18 protein-coding genes are annotated in these 20,428 nt (G+C 72.6%); 8 read left to right on the forward strand and 10 right to left on the reverse strand.

The window, feature by feature from the left end:
* Window positions 1–6 precede the first annotated feature (6 nt).
* Window positions 7–1,212, reverse strand: coding sequence for a hypothetical protein (locus ACSHV8_RS32940; protein ID WP_436522152.1), 1,206 nt, complete (start codon window positions 1,210–1,212; stop codon window positions 7–9).
* 184 nt (window positions 1,213–1,396) lie between these two features.
* Window positions 1,397–1,849 (reverse strand): SRPBCC family protein, encoded by a 453-nt coding sequence (locus ACSHV8_RS32945; protein ID WP_436522154.1) that lies wholly within the window; start codon window positions 1,847–1,849, stop codon window positions 1,397–1,399.
* 70 nt (window positions 1,850–1,919) lie between these two features.
* On the opposite strand from ACSHV8_RS32945, the gene ACSHV8_RS32950 reads away from it, so the two are divergent.
* Together ACSHV8_RS32950 and ACSHV8_RS32955 are read left to right on the forward strand one after the other, a co-directional pair.
* The gene (locus ACSHV8_RS32950) at window positions 1,920–3,620 is read left to right on the forward strand and encodes a GAF domain-containing sensor histidine kinase (protein WP_436537008.1); all 1,701 of its coding nucleotides are present in this window, start codon (window positions 1,920–1,922) and stop codon (window positions 3,618–3,620) included.
* Between the two features lie 7 nt (window positions 3,621–3,627).
* Entirely contained in the window at window positions 3,628–4,296 is a 669-nt protein-coding gene (locus ACSHV8_RS32955) for a response regulator transcription factor (RefSeq protein WP_221326355.1), read from the forward strand.
* On the opposite strand, the gene ACSHV8_RS32960 is transcribed toward ACSHV8_RS32955, so the two are convergent.
* A complete protein-coding gene (locus ACSHV8_RS32960) occupies window positions 4,293–4,712 on the reverse strand; it encodes a DUF4395 domain-containing protein (protein WP_436522157.1) in 420 nt (139 codons plus the stop codon). The genes ACSHV8_RS32955 and ACSHV8_RS32960 overlap by 4 nt on opposite strands.
* A 7-nt stretch (window positions 4,713–4,719) precedes the next feature.
* Entirely contained in the window at window positions 4,720–5,223 is a 504-nt protein-coding gene (locus ACSHV8_RS32965; protein ID WP_436522159.1) for a MarR family winged helix-turn-helix transcriptional regulator, read from the reverse strand.
* Window positions 5,224–5,290: 67 nt separating this feature from the next.
* Here ACSHV8_RS32965 and ACSHV8_RS32970 point away from each other — a divergent pair, with 67 nt between their 5' ends.
* Window positions 5,291–6,508, forward strand: a complete 1,218-nt coding sequence (locus ACSHV8_RS32970; protein ID WP_436522161.1) for an MFS transporter — start codon at window positions 5,291–5,293, stop codon at window positions 6,506–6,508.
* Window positions 6,509–7,575: 1,067 nt separating this feature from the next.
* Here ACSHV8_RS32970 and ACSHV8_RS32975 read toward each other — a convergent pair.
* The 6 genes from ACSHV8_RS32975 to ACSHV8_RS33000 all read right to left on the reverse strand — a co-directional run bounded on the left by ACSHV8_RS32975 (window position 7,576) and on the right by ACSHV8_RS33000 (window position 14,128).
* Window positions 7,576–8,007: a TlpA family protein disulfide reductase gene (locus tag ACSHV8_RS32975; protein WP_436522163.1), complete on the reverse strand. Its 432-nt coding sequence runs from the start codon at window positions 8,005–8,007 to the stop codon at window positions 7,576–7,578.
* 20 nt (window positions 8,008–8,027) lie between these two features.
* Window positions 8,028–9,947, reverse strand: a complete 1,920-nt coding sequence (locus ACSHV8_RS32980) for an ABC transporter ATP-binding protein (protein WP_436522165.1) — start codon at window positions 9,945–9,947, stop codon at window positions 8,028–8,030.
* A gap of 82 nt (window positions 9,948–10,029) precedes the next feature.
* The gene (locus tag ACSHV8_RS32985) at window positions 10,030–11,160 is read right to left on the reverse strand and encodes a glycosyltransferase family 4 protein (RefSeq protein ID WP_436522167.1); all 1,131 of its coding nucleotides are present in this window, start codon (window positions 11,158–11,160) and stop codon (window positions 10,030–10,032) included.
* Window positions 11,160–12,416 carry a M48 family metallopeptidase gene (locus tag ACSHV8_RS32990; protein WP_436522169.1) on the reverse strand — a complete coding sequence of 419 codons (1,257 nt, stop codon included), beginning with the start codon at window positions 12,414–12,416 and terminating at the stop codon, window positions 11,160–11,162. Before ACSHV8_RS32990 ends, ACSHV8_RS32985 begins: the two co-directional genes overlap by 1 nt.
* A gap of 28 nt (window positions 12,417–12,444) precedes the next feature.
* Window positions 12,445–12,657: a hypothetical protein gene (locus ACSHV8_RS32995; protein WP_436522171.1), complete on the reverse strand. Its 213-nt coding sequence runs from the start codon at window positions 12,655–12,657 to the stop codon at window positions 12,445–12,447.
* 100 nt (window positions 12,658–12,757) lie between these two features.
* Window positions 12,758–14,128, reverse strand: coding sequence for an NYN domain-containing protein (locus tag ACSHV8_RS33000; RefSeq protein ID WP_436522173.1), 1,371 nt, complete (start codon window positions 14,126–14,128; stop codon window positions 12,758–12,760).
* 104 nt (window positions 14,129–14,232) lie between these two features.
* Here ACSHV8_RS33000 and ACSHV8_RS33005 point away from each other — a divergent pair, with 104 nt between their 5' ends.
* The 5 genes from ACSHV8_RS33005 to ACSHV8_RS33025 all read left to right on the forward strand — a co-directional run bounded on the left by ACSHV8_RS33005 (window position 14,233) and on the right by ACSHV8_RS33025 (window position 20,032).
* The gene (locus ACSHV8_RS33005) at window positions 14,233–16,035 is read left to right on the forward strand and encodes a DEDD exonuclease domain-containing protein (RefSeq protein WP_436522175.1); all 1,803 of its coding nucleotides are present in this window, start codon (window positions 14,233–14,235) and stop codon (window positions 16,033–16,035) included.
* Between the two features lie 107 nt (window positions 16,036–16,142).
* Complete coding sequence (locus ACSHV8_RS33010; RefSeq protein WP_436522177.1) at window positions 16,143–17,933, forward strand: RelA/SpoT family protein; 1,791 nt, start codon at window positions 16,143–16,145, stop codon at window positions 17,931–17,933.
* Between the two features lie 32 nt (window positions 17,934–17,965).
* Window positions 17,966–18,529: an NUDIX domain-containing protein gene (locus tag ACSHV8_RS33015; protein ID WP_436522179.1), complete on the forward strand. Its 564-nt coding sequence runs from the start codon at window positions 17,966–17,968 to the stop codon at window positions 18,527–18,529.
* Window positions 18,526–19,368, forward strand: coding sequence for an NTP transferase domain-containing protein (locus ACSHV8_RS33020; RefSeq protein ID WP_436522181.1), 843 nt, complete (start codon window positions 18,526–18,528; stop codon window positions 19,366–19,368). Before ACSHV8_RS33015 ends, ACSHV8_RS33020 begins: the two co-directional genes overlap by 4 nt.
* A gap of 376 nt (window positions 19,369–19,744) precedes the next feature.
* Complete coding sequence (locus ACSHV8_RS33025) at window positions 19,745–20,032, forward strand: Lrp/AsnC family transcriptional regulator (RefSeq protein ID WP_185040226.1); 288 nt, start codon at window positions 19,745–19,747, stop codon at window positions 20,030–20,032.
* The last annotated feature ends 396 nt before the right edge of the window (window positions 20,033–20,428 follow it).

Consider the following 20,428-nt stretch of genomic DNA (forward strand, 5'->3'; position numbering starts at 1 on the left):
CCCTCTTCACACCGCGTCGTCGCCCCGGGCGTCATCGCCCGGCCGCACGCCACGATCCTCGGGCGCCTCGGCGCCCCGCTCATGATCCACGCTACGTCGCCCGGCCGCGTCGCCTTCGGCGGCCTCCGAGGTGACCACGGACCAGACGTCCCGACCGGGCGCCGGGTTCGCTTTCCCCGGCGCGGGCCTGGCCGCCGCCGGGTTCGCTTTTCCTTGCGGTTTGCCCTTTTCCGGTACGGCGTCAGCCGCCGCCCCCGGAGCCGCCGGGCGAGACGCCACACGCCGGGCGTCGGCCACCGCCTGGGCGACCGCCTTCTCGGCGGCGCGGGCCCGGGCACGGGCGGCCTCGGCCTCGCGGGCGCTCTCGGCCGTCGCGGCCGCCCACGGGTCGGCGTCCCGATCCACAGCGGGCTCGGCGGCACGCGGCCCGGGCGTGGCGGGGCCGGCCGGCGTGGCCGTGCCCGGAGACGTGGCCGTGCTGGTGGGCGTGGCTGTGCTGGTGGGCGTGGCTGTGCTGGTGGGCGTGGCCCTGCCAACGGGCGTCGCCGCGTCGGCGGGCGTCGCCGCGTCGGCGGGCCTGGTGGGTGCGGCGGCGGGGGTCCGGGCGCCGCCGGGCGCCGGGGTGCGGGTGGCGGCGGACCAGGCCTGGTCCGGGGTCGGGGCGTGCCGGGCCGCTCCCCCGCCGGACGGCTTGGCGGCTGGGCGCGGGTTGTTCAGGACCGTGCCGGCCAGGGTCGACAACCCGCGCAGCACGCCGGCCGCGCCGGTGGCGACGTCCCCGGCGCCGGTGGCGACCTTGAACACGGTGTCCGGGTTGGGGTTGCGGGCTGCGGCGATGGCCCGGCAGACCGGGCAGACGCAGCATTCGACGCTGCCGGTGGACCAGCCGGCCTGCGCGGAACCGCCCTGGCCGGCCTGTGGGGTGCCGGCGCGGGCGACATCGTTCAGCACGCCGAAGAGGCCGTCGACCGCGTTGCCGACCAGCGCCGCGGCGCCCGAGACGGCCGAGCCCGACCCGGCCCCGGAGCGGCCCGAGGCTGAGCGGCCGGAGGCGGTGGAATCGGACGAACCGGGGGCGTCGGCTGACGCCGTACCCCCGAAATTGACGGAGTCGCGGAAACCGCGAGCCGCGGCACCCACGCCGGCCGAAGCGGCCCTCGCGAGAATCGCCGCCACCAGGCGCTCGGCCTCATCACGTGCTGACCCGGCCACAGCCGCTCCCCTCGACGCCCCCGCGAACGGTCGACGCCCGCGAATAGTCACCGCCCGCGGCCGATCGTCGCCCGCGAGCACAAGTCACCGCCCGCGGGCGGTGGACGCCCGCGAACAGCTCAATCCTGCGTCGAAAAACCGGCCCCGGCGAGCGGCCGGGCCATCTAGCCCGGGCGCGGCGCGGTCAGGTCGCGGGCAGGCTCTCGACGCGGCGCTTGAGCTCCTTGAGCGCCGTGTCCATGATCATCTTCTCGGCCTTGCGGCGGAACATCCCGAGCATCCCGATGGCCAGGTCGACCGCCAGCGTGTACGTCACCGTGGTGGTGCCGTCGGCCCCCTCGACCAGGTCGTAGGAGCCCTCTTGGGACTTCTGCGTCTTGGACGGCGCGACCAGGTGCCACTCGATCCGGGAGAGGTCGTCGGCGTACGCGTACTCCAACGTGTACTCGTCGGCCATCACGCCGGCGTCGATCCGGAAGGAGACCTGGGCGGCATAACCGTCCTCGTACTCCTCGACGACCGTGGCCTGCTTGATCGCCTCCGCCCACTCCGGATAGCTCGGGAAGTCGCAGATGACCGCGGCCACCCGGGCCATGGGGGCAGCGACCTGGATCGACTGGGTCGAGGTGTCCGCCATGCACGGGAGGCTACCCGCTGCGTACGACAAAGGATGTGACCGCCCCGTCGCCGACGGGCCGTTTCCCGCCATCCCCGCTACCATCCGTGACGTGCCAGCCCTACCCAGCGGATCCACGCGCATCCGTCCGCTCGAAGCCGCGGCGCGTGTGATCATGCTCGCGCTGGTCGCCGTGCTCACCGTGATCGCCACCCATGACGCCCGCCAGCTGGGCTGGATCGGCCTGCTCGCGGTCGCCGCGCTGCCCGCGTTCGTGGCTCGCAATCACCCGGTCCTGGCCCCGGCCGGCCGGTTCGCCGAGGTGATCGTCACCGGCCTGGCCGCCGGTTTTGTCGCCCACGCGGCCAAGGGCGTGGCCCAGGGGTTCGGCGCCGAGGCGATCCTGCCCTACCTGGCCGTCCCGCTGCTCACCGCCGCGCTGCGGCGCAGGCCGACCGAGGGCACCGCCCTGCTCGGTGTGGCCGCCGTGGCGATAGTGCTGGGTGGCGCCGTCACCGACCCGAAGACGGTGCTGGCCGGCACCGGTTACCTGGCCGCCGGCGGCCAGTGGCTGGTGCTCGGCGCGATCGTGACGTTCGCGGCCGAGGCGATGCGGCAGTTCCTGCAGCCGGCCGAGATCACCCCGCAGCCGTACGCGGAGGCCACCCGCCTGCTGACTCAGCTGCGCAGCGTGGCCCGCTCACTGCCGGGGGCGACCCTGGACCCGGGCGGCATCTCCGAGCACCTGCTGGAGGAGCTGCGCGCGGTCGCGCCCGGCCACCGGGCGGCGGTCCTGTCGGCCAGTGGCGGCGGCCGGCTGGTGGTGCTCGCGCAGACCGGCGCCGAGCGGGTCGACTGGGAGACCACGCTCGACGCGGACTCGGCCATCGCCGACGCCTGGGCCACCCAGCAGCCGCACGTGGCCAGCCGGTCGCAGGCGCGCACACATCGTGGTGGCGAGGTGTCCTCGCTGGTCATCCCCCTGGTCGCCGGGGTCCGGACGATCGGCCTGGTGATCCTGGAGACCGACGCGTCGGGGGCGTACCCGTCGGCCGTCGTCCAGGGCGTGACCGAGGTGACCGATCCGGCCGCACTGCGGCTGGAGGCGGCGCTGCTCTTCGACGACGTCCGCTCGCTGGCCACCAACGAGGAGCGGCAGCGCCTGGCCCGGGAGATCCACGACGGGGTCGCGCAGGAGCTGGTGATGGTCGGCTACGGCATCGACAACGCGCAGGCCACCCTGCCCGAGGGGGCCGAGGAGACGGCCGAGGAGCTGCGGGCCCTGCGCGGCGAGGTGACCCGGGTGATCACCGAGCTGCGGCTGAGCCTGTTCGAGCTGCGCTCGGAGGTGGACCGCAACGGCGGGCTGGCCGCGGCCATCGCGGAGTACGCGCGGACCCTGGGCACCAGCGCCGGCCTGCGGGTGCACTTCACGTTCGACGAGTCGACCGCCCGGCTGCCGGCCGCGACCGAGGCGGAACTGCTGCGGATCGCCCAGGAGGCGATCACCAACGCGCGCAAGCACGCGGGCGCCTCGAACCTGTGGGTCACGTGCACCGTCGATCCGCCGTACGCGGAAATCGAAGTCTCTGACGACGGCAAGGGTTTTGCCGACAATCGACCCGACGGCCGGTACGGTCTGACCATCATGGCCGAGCGGGCCGAGCGCATCCGGGGCCGTCTCAAGATCACCCCGAGACACCCGAGCGGGACAACCGTCGCCGTAGTGCTCGGAACCCCGCCCCGGCGCGATAGCGTGCGGGATAGCGTTTCCGCTCCAGAAGGGGAGTAACCCGAGCATGTCGACCAGTCCTGCGCCGACGACGCGCACCAAGGTCCTCCTTGTCGACGATCACGACTTGATCCGTAAGGGGCTGCGACACGCATTCGAGCGCGACCGGCAGTTCGAGGTCGTCGGCGAGGCGGCGACGGCCGCGGAGGCGGTGCGCCAGGCGGGCGCCCTGCAGCCCGATGTCGTGATCATGGATCTGCGGCTGCCCGACGGCAGCGGCCTGGAGGCCACCCGGGCCCTCCGGAAGAACAACTCGAACATGGGCATCGTGGTGCTGACCATGTATGCCGGCGATGACCAGCTCTTCGGCGCCCTCGAGGCCGGGGCCAGCGCGTTCGTGCCCAAGACGGCCCCCGCGGACGAGGTCGTGGCGGCCGCCCGGCACGCCGCGTCGGCGCCCAGCGCGTTCACCGCGGCCGACCTGGCCGAGGCGATGAAGCGCCGGCTCGCCCCGTCCGGCCCGCAGTTGTCGCCGCGTGAGGGTCAGGTGCTGCGGCTGCTGGCCGACGGCATGAGCGTGGCCGGGATCGCCAAGCAGCTGTTCGTCTCCGAGTCGACGGCGAAGACCCACATCTCGAAGCTGTACGAGAAGCTGGGCGCGGCGAACCGGGCCCAGGCGCTCATGACGGCGCTGCGTCTGGGGCTCCTGGAAGCCCCCGACGCCCCGAAGTTCTAGACATTCCCGACACTTTCGGCGTTTCTGCCTGTCAGCCTTCGAATCCCCAGATAGGCCTCGCAGCCCAGGCACAACCCGAAAGCAGCATTGAGGAACGCCGCGAGCAGCCCGAACGCCGCGGCGATCAATCCGAGTGTCTCCGCGCCCGTGAGGTATCCCCCCGCGGAGACGCTCAGGAACACGAAGCCGACGAGTTGCGCGAATCGGACGGGTGCCGCGGGCTCCGTGCGTCCACTGGGCGCCCAGACGGTTCGATAGATCAGGGCATAAGGCCCCCACTTCGGACGGTACGCGGTGATCGCGAAGACCACCGCCTGCGCCAGGGCCAGCCAGCCGGAGCCGGTGATCAGCACGAGCGCGACGACGACGCTGGTTATGGTCGCGGCGAAACGCTGGCCGCGGGGATCGAGTTCCATGCGCCCATTATTCCCCCAGGGATAGTAGGACTTTGCGCAAGAGTGCGTTGAGCTGCGTCAACTCGTCCAGCGAGAGCACCTTCAGCGCGTCCTGATCGCGGGCCATGCCCTGAAATATGTAGCCGTTCCACTTCTCGCGCCCCGCGGGCGTCGGCCGGATCAGCACCCGCCGTCGATCCTGCGCGTCGACCGTCCGGGTCACCAGACCGGCCGACTCCAGACGATCCAGCCGGCTGGTCATCGCCGCCCGCGTCACGTTCGCCGCCTCGGCCAGCTGCGCCGGGGTCGCCTCGGTCGGCCACGGCTGGATCATCAGCACGTGCAGGGTCTTGTAGTCCTGCAGCGTGAAGTCCTCGTCGTTGTGCGCGAACGCCGTCGCGTCGGACCGCTCGATCCAGCGCAGGATGTGCTTCATCCGCACCAACGCGCCCTCGACCTCGGGCGCGAACTTCGGCTCGTCCTTCCAGAACGACGCCCACCGGGCCACGTGCTGATCCACACCGTCTTCCATGGGTCAATTCTGCCACGCATCTAATTATTAGTTGCCTGATAGTTAGACGGTGAACTACTTTCGGGGCATGACACGCGACTTCCGGCTCCTCGCCACCGGGCAGACCCTGTCCTGGCTGGGCAACGGCTTCCAGACCGTGGCACTCGCCGTCGCCGTCGTCACCCACGGCGGCGCCGACGACCTCGGCCTGGTCATGGCCTCCTCGATCCTCACCATGCTGGCCGGCACACTCTTCGGCGGCGTCTGGGCCGACCGGCTCCAGCCCCGGCACGTCATGGTCGTCTCCGACCTGATCCGCCTCGTCGCCACCGCCGGAATCGCGATCATGTTCGCCGGCGGGGGCTACCACCTGCCGCTGCTCTGCGCCCTCACCGTCGTCTCGGCCGGCGCCGGCGCGTTCTTCACCCCGGCCATGAGCTCGCTCAAACCCCTGCTCGTCCCGGCCGACCGGCTCCAGAAGGCCAACGCGACCCTGAGCATGCTGCAGACCGGGTGCGGTATCGCCGGCCCGGCGCTGGGCGGCCTCGCCGTCGCCGCCTTCGGCGCTCCGGCCGGATTCGCGGCCAATGCGGTCAGCTTTCTCTTGTCCGGGGTTGCGGCCGCTCTTCTTCGCGTACGGGCGGAGCGGGGCCCCCGCGCACCCATGCTCAGCGAACTGGGCGCCGGATGGCGGGAGATCCGAAGCCGCGACTGGCTGATCGGCGGACTCCTCGGGGCCACCGTCTACCACGTCGCCAACGGCATGATCCTGGTCCTTGTGCAGGTGATCGCCGTGAAGCGGCTCGGCGGGGCCCACGCCATCGGCTGGATCTCGGCCGCCGAAGGGCTCGGCGGGCTGATCGGCTCCGGGCTGGCCCTGCGCTACCAGCCACGGCGGCCACTCCGGGCCGGCTGGCTCACCCTGCTGCTCATGCCGTTCTGGGCGCTGTCCTACGTGTGGCCCGGCATGCTCACGGGCGTGCTGGCCGGGGCCATCATCGGGTACGGCGGACTCATGTTCTTCGCCGTGGCCTGGGAAACCGCCATCCAGGACCGGGTGCCGCAGGCCGTGCTCGGCCGGGTCGCCTCCTGGGACTACCTGACATCGTTCCTGGCCATGCCGCTCGGCAACGCCCTGGCCGGCCCGCTCTGGACCCGATTCGGCCTCGACCGCGTCCTGATCGCCTGCGCGGCCGTCCTATTCGTCTCCGCCGCTTCCCAACTGCTCATCCCCGGCTCCCGCAACCTCACCCGCCACCCGTCCCCCGAGCCGGCCCCACCCCTCACCCCCGCCCTCACCCCCTGACCCCACCCCCACTTCACCCCCGCCCCGCCCTCACTCACCCCCGCCCCCACTCACCGCCTGCCCTCCCCGCTCACCGCCCGACCCCACTCACCGCCCGACCACCCTCGCCACCTGACTCCGCTCGCCCTCCAGCTCCGCCACCCAAGCAGCCGCCGGCTCCGCGGGGCGGGCAGCCGCCGGCCCTGCGGGGCGGCGCCACCCCGGCCCAGGCCGGGACGCGGGTCACGGGCTCAGCTGGCGCTGAGGGTCGCAAAAACAGCCGGACACAACCCTCAGCACCAGCCGGCGACCGCAACACCCGCCGGGCCCGCGAGCCCGCACCATCCCCGGGCCGCAATGCGGGTCACGGGCTCAGCTGGCGCTCAGGGCCGTGTCAACCACCGGGAAACAGCCCTCAGCACCAGCCAAGCAGCACGAGCTGGTGCTGACGGCTGCCCCGCAGGGGCCGAGGCAACCCTCAACGCCAGCCGAACAGCACAAGCTGGCACTGGCGGCTGCTTCGCGGGGGTCGAGGCAACCCTCAACGCCAGCCGAGCGGCAGGAGCTGGTGCTGAGGGCTGCTTCGCGGGGTTGAGGCAGCCCTCAGTGCCAGCTGGTGACCGTGCGGAGCGGGTGGGGCTGGAGTGGGGGCGGGCTCGCGTGGGGGCACGTACGGGTCTGGGGTCGGGGCTGGAGGGGGTGGGTGGGTTTGTTGCTCTGGCCGCGACCAACCGACCAGATCGCCCTGGAGGGTCTCGCGTTCTGGGCGCGCCAGCGCCCTGCGAGGCCCGGAAGGGTCCCCGCGGGAGCGACGATCTGGACCACGGCGGACCGAGGCAATGAAGAATTTGATCTTCGGAAGTCAGCTGGTGATCATCCCGGTCGGCGGTCCCGGCTCACGCCTGCGCCCCTGGCCGCGCTCCCGTCTGCGCCCCTGGCCGCATTGCCGCCTGCGCTTCCAGCCGCGCTCCCGCCCGCACCCGTGGCCGCAATGCCGCCTGCGCTTCCGGCCGCGCTCCCGCCTGCGCCCCTGGCCGCGCTAGCGCCTGCGTTTCTGGCTGCGTTGCGCGCCTGCGTTCTGGCTGGGTTCAGCTGGGGAGGAGGTCGGCGAGGGCGGCGATGAGGTGGGGTTTGGTGGGGACGCCGGTGGCGCGTTTGGCGACGCGGCCGTCGGCGGCGAGGACCAGCAGGGTCGGGGTGCGCCAGATGTTGAGTTCGCGGACCTCGTCGAGGTGGCTTTCGGCGTCGACCTCGACGTGGCGGATCTCGGGGAGCAGCTCGGCGACCTCGGCGCTGACGCGGCGGACGGCGCGGCACGGTGCGCAGAAGGCGGTCGAGAACTGGAGCAGGGTGACCCGGCCGGGTTCGGCGCCGAGCCTTTCCAGGAGGGCGGGGTCGAGCGTCTCGGGGGTGTCCACGCGACCAGTCTGCACCCGGCCGTCGGTGTGGCGGCGCCACAGGCCGACCGCCGCACCCGCCGCGAGTACCACACCGACCGCGCTTATCCCCACCGGATCCATGGGACTACTGTGACACTGGATCAGGCGGATTGATAGGCGCTGGCCTGCAGTGTGAACAACTGGGAGTAGAGACCGGCGGCGGCCATCAGCTCCTCGTGGTCGCCCTCCTCGACGATCGTGCCGTGATCGAGGACATAGATCCGGTCGGCCTCGCGCACGCTGGCCATCCGGTGGGTGATCAGCACCACGGTCCGGCCCGAGGCGAGGTCGCGCAGGCGGCGGTAGACCTCGTGCTCGGCTCGCGCGTCCAGGTTGGCGGTCGGCTCGTCGCAGATCAGCAGCGGTGCGTCCCGGTGGAAGGCACGGCTGACGGCGAGGCGCTGCCACTGGCCGCCGGAGAGGTCGGCGCCGTCGGTGAAGTGGCGGGACAGCAGGGTCTCGTACTGGCGCGGGAGTTCCATGACGAAGCCGTGCGCGTCGCCGGCCCGGGCCGATTCGCGCACCTGCTCCAGGGAGGCCGGGCGGTCGTGGCGGCCGATCGCGATGTTGGCGCGGGCCGACAGCGGCCACCGGGTCGGTTCCTGCATCACCACGGCGACGCGTTCGCGCACCGACTCCGGGTGGAACCGGGTGACGTCCACGTCGTCCCAGGTGATCGTGCCCTCCTGCGGCCGGTACAGGCCGGCCAGCACGGCGGCCAGGGTCGACTTGCCGGAGCCGTTCTCGCCGACCAGCGCGACGATCTCGCCGCGGCGCAGGGTCAGGCTGATGCCGTCGACGGCGGCCCGCTCGGCGTCCGGGTAGCGGAACGTCACGCCGTCCAGCCGGATCTCGTCGAACGACGCGGGCGCCCGCGAGTCCGGGGACGGCTCGGAGCGGGCCTCGGAGAGTTCACAGAAACCCTGGAAGTCGGCGAAGTAGAGGCCGTGCTCGTAGACCCGGTTCGCGGTGAATGCCAGCTCACGGAGCTTGCCGATGCCGATGTTGATCGCGTACGCGGCGGCGCCGCCGGCGGCCAGATCCATCCGGCCGGTCCAGAGCAGCCAGCACAGCACGACGTAGGCCAGGCCGGTGAGCAGGCCGCTGAGCGCCTGGCCGTACAGGTTGGTCCGCACCGAACGGGTCACCACCCGGATCTCCTCCTCGGTGGTGATCCGGAGCAGGCGGGCGGCCTCGGTCAGCAGGAACCGGCGCACGGTGAAGGCCCGCAGCTCACCGGCCGGTTCCCGGGCGCCCAGCAGGTCGGCCAGCATGCGGTGCCGGCGCCAGACCGCGATCAGTCCGAGGCGGCTGCGGTACTGGCCGCGGGCCGCGCGGACCGCCGCCCAGCCGGTCGGCAGGACCGCCCCGACCAGCAGCGGCAGCAGGATCGGATGCAGCACGGCCAGCACCCCGGCCACCGCGGCCAGCCCGATCACGTTGGTGAGCAGCTGGATACCGAAGTCGACGACCTGCTGCGCGGCGTAGATCCCGCGGTCCCGGGCCCGCTCCATCGCGTCCCGCCAGTCCGGGTCGTCGAACGTGGCCAGGTCGACCCGCGTGGTCAGATCGAGCAGGCGGTTCTCGGCGGCCTCGTAGACGGTCGGTGACAGGCGTCCGTGCGCGGCCGCCGCGGCCGACGCCAGCAGACCACGCACGGCAAGAGCGACAATCAGGACGATCAGCGAGGGTACGGCGGCCCGTACCCGCTCCGGGGTCGGGCCGGCCCGCAGCAACCCGTCGAAGACACCGACCACGCTGATCAGGCCGAGCGCGCTCGCCGCCCCGGCCGCGAGCTGCAGGGTGAGGACGGCGGCGGTGGTGCCGGGACTGGATCGCCAGGCCAGCAGCCAGGCCGAACGGAGCAGGCCGGGCAGGCGGCGCAGCATCTGCAGGAACGTGGTGTTCGCGGCCTCCTGGGTGCTGGTCAGCCAGTACGGCAGATCCAGCTCGGCGTCGTCCCCCATGTCCAGGGTGGTCGCGTCGTCGGTCGGGTCGTGGGCGGGACTGGCTTCCGGCATCAGCGGCCTCCGGTCAGGGATCCGTCCGTAGTCCGTTCCTACGCCGCCGGTGGGACCGCTGTCCACGGCGTTTCCGGCTCATTCACGATCCGGGTTCGAGCAGGGCCGCGAGGCGGGCCGCCTGCTTCTCCCAGCGCCACTCCCGCTCCACCCACGCGCGACCGGCCTTCCCCATCGCCCCGGCCTGATCCGGATCGGACAGCAGCCCGGCGATCCGATCGGCGATGGCCGGCCCGTCGGTGCCCCCGACGACGTAGCCGGTCTCCCCTTCGCGCACCGCGTCCGGTGCCCCGCCCGAGTCCCCGCCGACCACGGGTAGCCCGGTCGCGGACGCTTCCAGGTAGACGATGCCGAGCCCTTCCACGTCCAGGCCCGCGGCCCGGGTGCGGCACGGCATCGCGTAGACGTCGCCGGCCGCGTAGTGCTCGGGCAGCTCGGCCCACGGCACCGAGCCGGTGAACACCACGTCCTTCTCGACGTCGTGGTCGCGGGCCAGCTGGGCCAGGGTCTTCCGGTACGGCCCGCCGCTGACCAGCAGCAGCGCCGCCCCGGGGACCCGGCGGCGGATCTCCGGCAGGGCGCGGATCAGCATGTCCTGCCCCTTGCGGGGGACGAGCCGGGACACGCAGACCACCACCGGACGGTCGGACAGCCCGTGCCGGGCCCGGACCGCGGAACCGTCGACGCCGGGGTGGAACGTGTCGACGTCGACGCCGGGCGCGAGCCGCCGCAGGTCGGTCCGCCCGTGCAGGGCCTTGTCGAGCCGGACCCGCTGGAACTCCCCCAGGTACGTGATCACGTCGTTGCCCCGGGCGATCCGGCGCAGCAGCCCGCGGGCGCCGGGCAGCGCCGCCCAGCCGATCTCGTGCCCGTGCGTGATGCCGACCGCGCGGGTGATCCCGGCGTTCCTCCGCAGGCCGTGGGCGAGCAGCCCGAGCGGGGCGGCCGCGCCGAACAGGACCTTGTCGCAGCCGTGGGACCGGGCCAGCTCGGCCGCCCGCTTGGCCACCGCGGGGGTGGGCAGCAGCATCCCGGTGTCCTCCCGGACCACCTCGAACGGCTGCTCGGCGTCGAACGCGGCCGCGCCCTTCCAGGTGGACGAGTAGACGACGACCGAGCCGGCCGGCTGGCGCACCGCCAGGTTGTGCACGAACTGCTGGATGCCGCCGGGCCGGGGCGGGAAGTCGTTGGTGACGAGCAGGGTGCGGCCCATCAGCGCTCGCCCCGGGCGTAGGCGCGGGCCGCGGCCATCCGCTGCACGGTGGACGGGTGCGAGGCGAACATCAGGAACTCCCAGGTCGGCGGATCAGGATCGGACAGATTCACCGAGCCTAGGCGGCGCTGCATGGCCTCGAAGGTCTGCGGGTCGCCGGTCAGATCGAGCGCGTGCCGATCGGCCCGGGCCTCGATGTGCCGGGAGACGAACGCCTGGCCCGGCCCGGACGCCAGACCGGCCAGCGCGGCCACCGCCAGGAGCAGGGCGATGGCCCGGGGCTCGCCGATCGAGTCCACCCCGGCCAGTCGCAGCAGCCCGGACCAGGCGCCGAGCAGGTAGATCGCGACGACCGCGAGGGCGGCCCCGAGTGCGCCGAGGATCGTGCCGGTCAGCACGTCGCCGTCCTTGGCGTGACCCAGCTCGTGCGCGGCGACCGAGACGACCTCGTCCGGGGTGGCCTCGGTGAGCATGGTGTCGTAGACGACGATCCGACGGGTCGGGCCGAGCCCCGAGACGTACGCGTTGACGGCCCGCGTCCGCCGGGAGGCGTCGGCGACCAGCACGTCCTTGACCGGCACGCCGTCCCGGTCGGCCAGCGCGATCAGCTCGGTGCGCAGCGGCCCCTCGGCCATCGGGGTGAACTTGTTGAAGATCGGCTCGACCACCACCGGCAGCACGAACGACAGCAGCACGACGAGCCCGGCCGCACCCACCGCCCCGAACGCCCACCACCAGCGCGGCGCGAAGTGCGTGATCGCGAAGAACCCGGCCAGCGCCAGGCCACCCAGGACGACCGCGACGCCGAACGACTTCAGCAGGTCGGCGCCCCACCCGCCCCAGGACTGGGTGGAGATCCCGTAGCGCACCACGACGGTGTGCCGCCAGGCCGCGAACGGCAGCGTGAGCAGCTCACCGGCCAGGACCACGAGCAGGCCGCCGAGCACCGCACGGGCCAGCCAGTGGTCACCGAACGGCCGGCCGGCCAGCTCGACCAGCCGGGCCCCGAGCGGTGTCAGGCCCAGGACCAGGGCCACGATCAAACCCAAGATCATGCTTGCGTACGTCATGGGCCGCAGCTCGGCCCGGAACTGCCGTGCTTTCGCCACCTGGTCGGCCGGGAACTGGCCGAGCGCGGCCACCTGGTCGGCCCGCGGGGCGGGCGCGCGATGCCACGGGACGGTCAGCGCGGCGAAGACGACCAGCGCCACAAGGAGCACCCCGAACGCGACGAGGGCCCACAACCGGGGAGTCATGACGAAAGATCCTAGGCGCTTCTCATGATCACGCCACGTGGCGGCGGAACGGCACGATCGCCGGTGGCTCCGGCGTCTCCAGCAGCTCCACCTCGAAACCGGCCAGCTCGAACACCTCGATCGCCCGCAGCTCGCCGGGAGTCAGGTCGGCGATCCCGTCCGGCGTGCCGTCGAGCACGCTGACCAGGCACCCGGTGCACTCGTCAGTCCGCTCGACGCAACGACCACAATCGATGATCATTAAGCCTCCTCGACCGGGAGGGCCGGCTCGCGCGACGAACCGGTCACCTCAGGTGACCGTCACGCTATGCGAGGGGTACGACAGTTTTCCCGGCCCGAGATCAGGAACGGGCGAGGCGGCGCAGCAGGGAGTCGGCGCCCATCGGGTAGGCGCCGTGGCGGCGGACGCCGTCGGCCACCTCCCGGTCCGACGAGACCACGACCAGCGGGCGCCCGGCCGGCTCGGCCCGGACCAGCTGGCGGATCAGCTCGTCGGCGGTCATCCCCTTGCGGGAGAAGAGCACCCGCACCCCGCGCGGCGCCGGCGGCAGCCCGTGCACCCGCTCGGCCCCGTCGAAGACCACGGTCACCTCGTCGCCGGTCTGCGCGGCGATCCCGCCCAGCCCGGTGATCAGGCGTTTGCGCTGCTGCTCCAGGGACATGTCGGCGAAGCCGCGCTTGGTCACGTTGTACCCGTCGACGATCAGGTGCGCCCGGGGCAGGGCGAGCAGCTGGTCGAGGCGGCCGGGGTCGTCGGTGTCCTGCGCGCGGGCGCGGGCCCGCTCGGGCGCACCCGGGCGGTCGGCCGCGGCGTCGGCCACGAAGTCGGCCGGCCGTTTGTCGCTCGGCTCCAGGGCGAGCTCGCGGCGCAGGCCGGTGGCGGCCTGACCGATGGTCTCCAGCAGCAGCCAGAGCCGGGCGTCGTCGACCGCGCGGGCGTCCTTGGCCGCCTGCTTGCCGGTGGCCGCGGTGGTCTCGGCGTCGGCCAGGCGGGACTTCAGACGGCGTACCTCCGCCTCATGGTCCTGAGCCGTGCGCCCGGCGCGCCCCTTCTCGGTGGCGAGCAGGTCGGCCGCCCGCTTCTGCGCGGCCTGGGCCTCGCGCAGCGCCTTGGCCGTGGTCCGGGCCTCCTCGCGCAGCTGACCGAGCTCCTCGCGGACCCGGGCCAGCTCGTCGCGGAGCTTGTCGGCCTCGACGCGGGCGACCGTCCGGTCGTGGTCGGCGCGGGTGGCGCGCTGTTCGGCGGCGCGGATGCGGTCGGCCAGGGCGGCGCTGTCGGCGTCGGCCCGGACCACGTCGCCGGCGGCGTCGATCAGCTCGCGCCAGCCGTCCGGCCGGGCCAGGTAGGCCAGCGCGGCGACCTCGACCGGGTCGGCCGCGGCCGGGGCGACGCCGCTGGTCACGGCCGCGCCCAGGTCACCGGACTCGGTCACGATGCGGGCGCCGATGCGCTGGCGGAACAGCGGGTCAGCGGTGAGCTGGGCGGCGATCTCCCGGCCGCCGAGGCGGGCCCGCCGGTTCGGCGCGAAGCGGGCGACGCGGCGCAGCGCGACCGGGATCTCGTCACCGGGGAGCCCGGGCAGCGCGGCCGCGGCCAGTGTCATGATCCGCTGGCGGACCGGTTCCGGGAGAACGGGTTCCTGAGATGAGACCGCAGCCTCCGGCGCCGCCCCCTCTTCGGGGCGGTCATCGGGTTCGAGCGGCGCGGACATCTACCCATTCTCACACCGTGGCCCGCGAAAACGCTTGCTGAGGCAAGTGATCTTTTCCGGGTGGGCTCGGTTTATGTCGTACCCCCGCTCTAGTGTTGCCCGCCGTGGCACAACCGGCTTATGTGCAGGGCACTCTGGACACGCTGCTGGCCGCCGACGGCTCGGTCGATCCGGCCGCGGTCTCGCTGGCCGACACCACGTTCGTCGTGCTCGACCTGGAGACCACCGGCGGCGCTCCGGACGGTGGCGGCATCACCGAGATCGGCGCGGTCAAGGTGCGCGGCGGCGCGATGCTGGGCGAGTTCGGCACCCTGGTCAACCCGGGTGAGCCGCTGCCGCCGTTCATCACCGTGCTGACCGGCATCACCGAGGCGATGCTGCGCCCGGCCCCGCCGATCGAGACGGTCCTGCCCACGCTGCTGGAGTTCCTGCGCGGCGCGGTGCTGGTCGCCCACAACGCGCCCTATGACGTGGGCTTCCTGAAGGCGGCCTGCGCCCGGCACGGCTACCCCTGGCCGTCGCCCCGGGTGCTGGACACGGCCGCCCTGGCCCGGCGCGCGCTGACCCGCGACGAGGTGCCGAACCGGAAGCTCGGCACCCTGGCCCACTTCTTCCGATCCACCGTCGAGCCCAATCACCGGGCGCTGGACGACGCCAAGGCCACGGTCGACGTGCTGCACGGGCTGATCGAGCGGCTGGGCAGCTTCCGGATCCACACGCTGGGCGACGCCATCGAGTTCGCCAAGGCGGTCACCCCGGCCCAGCGCAGCCGGCGGCACCTGGCCGACAACCTGCCGCACGCGCCCGGGGTCTACATCTTCCGGGCGGCCGACGACCGGCCGCTCTACGTCGGCAAGTCCAACGACATCGCGACCCGGGTGAAGACGTATTTCACGGCCAGTGAGAAGCGGTCCCGGATCTCCTCCGAGATGCTCACCGCGGCGGTCCGGGTGGAGGCGGTGGAGTGTGCGCACTCGCTGGAGGCCGAGGTGCGGGAGTTGCGGCTGATCGCGGCGCATTCACCGCCGTACAATCGAAGGTCGAAATATCCGGAAAGAGTGGTCTGGCTGAAGCTGACGGCGGAGGCGTTCCCGCGGCTGTCGGTGGTCCGGAGCCTGACCGAGGACGGTGCGACCTATCTGGGCCCGTTCTCCTCACGGCGTACGGCCGAGCTGGCCGCGGCCGGGGTCTACGACGCCGTCCCGTTGCGCCAGTGCAACCACAAGCTCTCGCTGCGGACCCGGACCCCCGCGTGTGCCCTGGCCGAGCTGGGCCGCTGCCCGGCCCCGTGCGAACACGAGATCACCCCGGAGGAGTACGACCTGCGCGCTGCCCTCCCGTTCCGCACCGCCACCTCCGGCGATCCCGGTCCGGTGATCGAGGCGATCCTGGCCCGCATCGACACGCTCAGCGACAAGCAGCGGTACGAGGAGGCCGCGACCGTCCGTTCCCGCCTGATCGCGCTGCTGCGCTCCCTGATCCGGATGCAGAAGCTGGACGCGCTGACCCGCCTGCCCGAGATCGTGGCGGCCCGGCGCGACGACCGGGGCGGCTGGGAGATCGCGGTGATCCGGCACGGGCGGCTGGCCGCCGCGGCCACCTCGCCGCCGCGCGAGCACCCGCGGCCCACCCTGGACGCGGCGCGGCTGACCGCCGAGACGGTCCTTCCCGGACCGGGCCCGGTGGCGTCCGCATCGGCCGAGGAGACCGAGCGTGTCCTCGCCTGGCTGGAGCGGGTGGACACCCGCTTGGTGGAAACCTCCGGCGACTGGGTGTCACCGGCTCGTGGCGCGGCGCGTTTCTCCGCACTGCTAAGCAGGGCTGAATCCGCCGCATCAGTCCAAGACTCGACCGTTCGCCTATCGGTAACTGACCGTTCGGATGACGCCCGCTCGCTTAGGCTGTAAGGCACGCGGGGACTTGTGGTGATCCGGGTTGTGGACGGTTCAGCCACCACCGGTCCACGTGCCATGCTTCGTCGAGAAGGATGGACGATCGGTGAGGGGGTGTCCGGGTGGACGTCGACGCCGGCCACGGCGCCGCTCTCGGTCGTGCCCTGCCGGCCGCCACGTCCCCGAGCCCGCTCAGCTTCACCCGGCGGCTCCGGTCCTTTCTGAGTTTTCAGGGGAATGACGACGATCCGGTCTCGACTCTGGCCAAGACCCATCGCAACATCCACCCGTCGGCCGACGTGGCCCTGCTCCGCCGCAGCTATGCGATCGCCGAGCAGCAGCACCGCGGCCAGTTCCGCAAGTCCGGGGATCCGTACATCACGCATCCGCTCGCGGTCGCGCAGATCTGCGCCGAGCTCGGCATGGACACCACCACCCTGGTCGCGTCGCTGCTGCACGACACGGTGGAGGACACCAACTACACGCTCGAAGCCCTCGAAGGCGACTTCGGTCCCGAGGTGACCCACCTGGTCGACGGCGTGACCAAGTTCGACAAGGCGTTCTACGGCAAGGCGGCCGAGGGCGAGACGATCCGCAAGATGATCGTCGCCGCCGGCAAGGACGTCCGGGTGCTGGTGATCAAGCTGGCCGACCGGTTGCACAACATGCGCACGCTCGACGCCCGCTCCCCGGCCTCCCGTGCCCGGATCGCCAACGCCACCCTCGACGTGCTGGTCCCGCTCTGCGACCGGCTCGGCATCCAGGCCCTCAAGCGCGACCTGGACGACGTCGTGCTGTTCCACCTGGAGCCGGACGCGTACGCGCGGATCGACGACCACGTGCAGAACCGTCCCGGCTGGAACGAGTACCTGGCCGACGTCTCGGCCAAGGCCCGCGCCGCGCTGCGCCGCTCCCGGGTCGACGCCGAGGTCACCCCGCGCCCCCGGCACTACTACTCGATCTGGAAGGACACCGTCGCCGGCGGCCACACCGTGCCGCTCGACCTGCCCCGGATCGCGGTCGTGGTCGACGGCCCGGAAACGGACTGTTACGCCGCCCTCGGCGCCATCCACGGCCGGTGGCGCCCGGTGGCCGGCCGGTTCAAGGACTTCATCGCCTCGCCGAAGAACAATCTGTACCGCTCCCTGCACACCACCGTGGTCGGCCCCGAGGGCCGCCTGGTCGAGGTGCTGATCCGCACCGAGACCATGCATCGGTACTCGGAGTACGGCGTCGCCACCAGCTACCGATATCCCAAGGTGTCCGACGAGCCACCCGGCGCCGACCAGCTGACCTGGCTGAAACGTGTGCTCGACTGGCAGCAGGACACCACCGACGCGGCCCAGTTCCTCGACTCGCTCCGATGTGACCTGGCCGAGGCGCAGATCACGGTCTTCGCCCACGGCAACGCGTACGAACTGCCCAGCGGCTCCACCCCGGTCGACCTGGCGTACGAATTGGGCCCCTCCAAGGGCGACCAGTGTCTCGCCGCGACCATCAACGGGCGCCTCGCCCCCCTCAGCTCCCCCCTGCGTGACGGTGACGTCGTCGAGATCTTCTCGGAGAACGACGGGCACGTCGAGGCCGAGACGAACGCCCCGCGCGGCCCGCGCCGCGAGTGGCTCGGGTTCGTCAAGTCGAGCCAGGCGCAGATGCAGATCAACCGCTACTTCGACGAGCGGAACGCGCCGGGCATCAGCATCGCCGACAAGGTCCGGCTGGGCCGCGCGACCATCGGGCTCACCCTGCGCAAGCACGACCGCGGCCTGGCCAGCGAGGTGCCGTTGCGCCGCCTGGCCGAGGACATGGGCTACCCCGACCTGGAGACGCTGCTGGTCGCGGTCTGCGAGCGCACGGTCGAGCCGGACAACGTGGTCGAGCAGCTCATCGCCATGGTCGACCACCCTGACTGAGTTGTTCAGAATCCCGGGCTAGCCTTACCGGCGTGAACATCTCTCGGCAGTTACGTGGCCTCGCGTACCAGGTTTTCTACGGGCTTCCGCTGCCGCTGCGCCGCCAGGTCGCCCGCGCGGTCTCCCCCAAGTTCCTGGTCGGCGCGGTCGCCGTGGTCCGCGACTCGGAGGCCGGTGAGCCGGGCCGTGTCCTGCTGCTGCGCCAGCCGTCCATGCGCGGCTGGGGCCTGCCGGCCGGGCTGCTCAAGCGCGGCGAGATGCCGGCCGTCGGCGCCGCCCGCGAGCTCTTCGAGGAGTCCGGCGTCCGGATCGAGCCGGGCGACCTGCGCCCCGGCAATCCGAACGCGATCCTCCACCCGAACGCGGCCAACGTCGACATGGTCTGGTTCGGCTGGGTTCCCGCGTCGACGACCCCGCTGGTGGTGGACGGCGGCGAGGTCCTGGAGGCCCGCTGGTGGCCGCTCGACGAGCTGCCGAAACTCACCTGGGCGACGGCGCGGCTGCTCGGCATCTACGGCCTCGGGCCGCGGGCGGGCGAGCTGCCGCCGTCGGTGCCGGTCTCCGACACCGCCCCGACCCGGCCGACGTCCGCATGACCACTCCGGAGATCTGCGGGGTCGTGCTGGCCGCCGGTGAGGGCCAGCGCCTGCGCCCCCTCACCGCCGCCGTGCCGAAAGCGCTGTGCCCGGTCGGCAACCGGCCGCTGCTCGACCACGCGCTGCGCCGGCTCGCCGGTCTCGGCCTGATCGGCCCCGACCGGGTCGGCGTCAACGCCGCCTACCTGGCCGACCAGGTCGTCGCCCACGCCACCGGCCGCGCGCACCTCTCGGTCGAACTGGACGGCCCGCTCGGCACGTCCGGCGGCGTCGCCCGGCTGAAAAAATGGATCGACGGCCGCGGCGTGCTCGTCGGCAACGCCGACGCGTACCTGGCCGATCCGTTCCGCGAGCCCGGCAAGGACATCGAGGCCCTGCTGGCCGGCTGGTCCGGCGACACGGTCCGCATGCTGACCAAACCCTGCCGCCCCGGCGAGACCGGCGGCTTCAGCGGCAGCCGATTCGCCGGCTTCTCCCTGATCCCGTGGCGCTTCGTCGCCCACCTTCAAGATCAAAATCAGGATTTGGTACGTACGGTGTGGCGCCCGGCCGAGGCCGAGGACGCGCTCGAACTGATCCCGTACGACGGCCTCTACCTGGACACCGGAACACCCGCCCTCTACCTGGAGGCGAACCTGCACGCCGCCGCGTCCGGCCTGACCGACCCGTCGGCCCAGGTCACCGGCACCGCCGTCGACTCGGTCATCGGCGCCGGCGCGGTCGTGGCCGGCGACGTCACCCGCTGCGTGATCTGGCCCGGTGCGGTCGTCGCCCCCGGCGAGTCCCTGACCGACGTGATCCGCGCCCCCGGCGGCCTCACCGTCCCCGGCGTCGCCTGACCTCCCCGCCCCACCCGCCTTCCGGCGCCACCCCCGCCCCTGCGCCCCCCTTCAGGCGCCGCCCCACGCCCCTGCGCCACCCACGCATCCCTGCGCCACCCCACTCTTCCGGCGCCGCTCCACGTGTCCCTGCGCCGCCCCACTCTTCCGGCGCCACTTCACATGCCCCTGCGCCACCCCATCTTCCGGCGCCACCCACCTCCGGCGCCGCAGGCGGATCGCCTATCTGGAGGCCCGCCACGAACGCACCCCGCCGCGCCGAGAGGGAAGCGGAGTCCGGGATCCCGCACGACTGATCGTGGGACCCCGGCCGACCGGATCGTGGTGTGGATAGCATGGTCGCGGAATGTTCGGCCGCACGGCGAGGAGACCTCAGGTGAATACCGCGATCGTCCACATCGACTGCGCCACCGACTCGATTCCCGAGGTCGCGGAGGCGCTGGCCGCCCTCGACGGCGTCAGCGAGGTCTACTCGGTGGCCGGCAACGTCGACCTGATCGCCATCGTCCGCGTCCCCCGGTTCGACGACATCGCCGAGGTCATCGCCGGCCGCATCTCCAAAACCCCCGGCGTGATCAACACGGAGTCGCACATCGCCTTCCGTGCCTACTCCAAGCACGACCTCGAGGACGCCTTCGCCATCGGCCTCCCCGACGCCGACTGACCCCACCCACCCCAGCGCCACCCCAGCCCAGCGCCAAGCCTGACCCAGCGCCAAGCCCGACCCCAAGCAGCCCGGGCTTGGTGCCACCCCGCACCAACGCCGCGCAGGCGAAGCGGGCCGGTGCCGGCTCACCAGCTGGCGCTCACGGCTGCTTCCACGCCCGAATACAACCCTCAGTACCAGCCGAGACCCCAACCCGCGCAGCACGGGCCGGGCAACCGAGACACCACACGGCCCAGCTGGCACTCACGGCTGCTCCCACGCCCGAATACGACCCTCAGCACCAGCCGAGACCCCGACCCGCGCGGCGCGGGCTGGGCAACCGAGACACGTCGCGGGCCGGCTGGCGCTCACGGCTGCTTTCGCGCCGGGATACGACCCTCAGCACCAGCCGGG

This window comes from Actinoplanes sp. HUAS TT8 (assembly GCF_051380535.1).
Lineage (GTDB): Bacteria > Actinomycetota > Actinomycetes > Mycobacteriales > Micromonosporaceae > Actinoplanes.